Origin of the sequence: Acidovorax delafieldii 2AN (genome assembly GCF_000175235.1) — a bacterium.
GTDB lineage: Bacteria > Pseudomonadota > Gammaproteobacteria > Burkholderiales > Burkholderiaceae_C > Acidovorax > Acidovorax delafieldii_B.
Map to the genome: position 1 here is coordinate 1 of NZ_ACQT01000458.1, position 1,746 is coordinate 1,746.

The following is a 1,746-nucleotide window of genomic DNA, read 5'->3' on the forward strand; positions in this document are numbered from 1 at the left end:
TGCCGCCCACCGTGGCGCCCGGCCCGAAATGGGGCGGCTCGAACGCCAGGCACTGGCCGCTTTCGGCCAGCACGGCCTCCAGCTCGGAAAGCGGGGTGCCGACCCGGGCCGTCACCACGAGTTCGCTGGGCTCATAGCTCACGATGCCGGCATACGCGCGGGTGTCGAGCACCTCGCCGCGCAGCGCAAGGCCATGAAAATCCTTGGTGCCCCCCCCCCGGATGCGCAGCGGGGTCTGCGCGGCGGCGGCGGCCTGGATACGGTCAACAATCTGGCGAAGGGCGAATTCCATGGCCTGCATGGTAGCGGCACACCCGAACGGCGTGTCCAGCGGGCCGCATGAATTTTTTGAACAGAAGCCGTGCAATCCACCGGGCCGGCGGCGGCCGGTGCGGCGGCGCCTGCCAGCACCGGCGAAAAAAAGCCCGCCGGAGGGGCGGGCTGAAGTTCAGGAGTGACTCGCTCAAAAGCCCAGGTGCTGCGGCACCACCAGACACCGCAGCCCAGGAAGCGCTCAGCGGTTGTACGCCGTCTCGCCGTGCGAGGTGATGTCCAGGCCTTCGCGCTCGGCTTCCTCGGGGACCCGCAGGCCCACCAGCAGATCGGCGATCTTGTAGGCCACGAACGAGACCACGCCCGACCACACGAGGGTCAGCAGCACGCTCTTGACCTGGACCCACACCTGGGCGCCCATGGCAAAGGTGTCGGGGGTCAGGCCTCCCGTGCCGCCCAGGCTCTGCGAGGCAAACACGCCGGTGAGGATGGCGCCCAGAATGCCGCCCACGCCATGCACGCCGAACACGTCGAACGCATCGTCGGCACCCAGCATCTTCTTGAGGCCACCCACACCCCACAGACAGATCACGCCCGCCAGCAGGCCCATCACGATGGCACCCATGGGACCCACGAAGCCGGCCGCCGGCGTCACCGCCACCAGGCCCGCCACGGCACCCGAGGCAGCGCCCAGCATGGAGGCCTTGCCCTTGTGCAGGGCTTCGCCGGCCAGCCACGACAGGGTGGCGGCACCCGTGGCCAGCACGGTGTTGATGAAGGCCAGGCCCGCAGCGCCGTTGGCGGCACCGGCCGAACCGGCATTGAAGCCGAACCAGCCCACCCACAGCAGCGAGGCACCCACCATGGTCAGCGTCAGGCTATGGGGCGTGAGCGCCTCCTTGCCAAAGCCGATGCGCTTGCCCACCATGTAGGCGCCCACCAGGCCGGCGATACCCGCGTTGATGTGCACCACGGTGCCGCCCGCGAAGTCGAGTGCGCCATCCTTGCCCAGCAGGCCACCGCCCCACACCATGTGGGCCATGGGGATGTAGCTGAAGGTGAACCACAGCACGGCAAAGATCAGCACGGCGGCGAACTTGATGCGCTCGGCGAACGACCCCACGATCAGCGCCACGGTGATGGCGGCGAAGGTGGACTGGAAGGCCACGAACACATATTCGGGAATGGTCGGCAGCAGGCCCGACAGCGTGTCCGGTGCAATGCCCTTGAGGAAGATCTTCTCGAAGCCCCCAAAGAACTGCCCTTCACCCGCGAACGCCAGGCTGTAGCCGTAGATGGCCCACAGCACGGAGATCAGCGCGAAGATCACGAACACCTGCACCAGCACCGACAGCATGTTCTTCGAGCGGGCCAGGCCGCCATAGAACAGGGCCAGGCCCGGGATGATCATCAGGATCACCAGCAGGGTGGACGTCAGCATCCACGCCGTGTCGCCGGAGTCGAGCTTGGGTG

General features: G+C 67.6%; 2 protein-coding genes. Both read right to left on the reverse strand.

The window, feature by feature from the left end:
• Window positions 1-301, reverse strand: a 301-nt coding sequence (locus tag ACDELDRAFT_RS22185; protein ID WP_005800974.1) for an FAD-binding protein, incomplete at its 3' end; no start/stop codon positions are given.
• Window positions 302-514: 213 nt separating this feature from the next.
• A partial coding sequence (gene amt / locus ACDELDRAFT_RS22190) for an ammonium transporter (protein ID WP_005800978.1) occupies window positions 515-1,746 on the reverse strand: 1,232 nt, incomplete at its 5' end.